This window comes from Corallococcus sp. AB038B, from assembly GCF_003668955.1.
Lineage (GTDB): Bacteria > Myxococcota > Myxococcia > Myxococcales > Myxococcaceae > Corallococcus > Corallococcus exiguus.
Genome location: NZ_RAWO01000360.1, coordinates 1 through 389, shown reverse-complemented (window position 1 = coordinate 389; position 389 = coordinate 1). Strand labels below are relative to the sequence as shown.

The following is a 389-nucleotide window of genomic DNA, read 5'->3' as shown; positions in this document are numbered from 1 at the left end:
TCCCGAATCATGTCTAGCAGGTCGGACACGATGTGGTTGGCGATGCCCACCTGCTCGCCAATGCGGTCCAGGTGCTTCGTCGTGCGCTCATCCACCACCGGACCCGCGCGGCTGCGCAGGATGTAGAGCGAGGTCTCGATGACGCCCAGCGGGTTGCGCAGCTCGTGGCCGATGGAGCCCACCAGCTGGCCGAACGTCGCCAGTCGCTCGTTGCGCGCCTGCTGCGCCAGCAGGTCCTCGCGGTACGTGTGGAGCATGATGGCCAGCTCCAGGTCCAGGATGCGCCCCAGCGCCGCGCGGGCGCCGTGCAACGTCTCCGGCTGATTCAGGTACGCCGAGTCGATGATGGCGTTGAGTTCCTGGCGCAACACGTTCATCGCCCCGAACAT

General features: G+C 66.6%; 1 protein-coding gene. It reads right to left on the bottom strand.

Features of this window, described 5'->3' with window-relative positions:
- Positions 1-389, bottom strand: a 389-nt coding sequence (locus tag D7Y04_RS43570) for a histidine kinase dimerization/phospho-acceptor domain-containing protein (RefSeq protein ID WP_304988664.1), incomplete at both ends; no start/stop codon positions are given.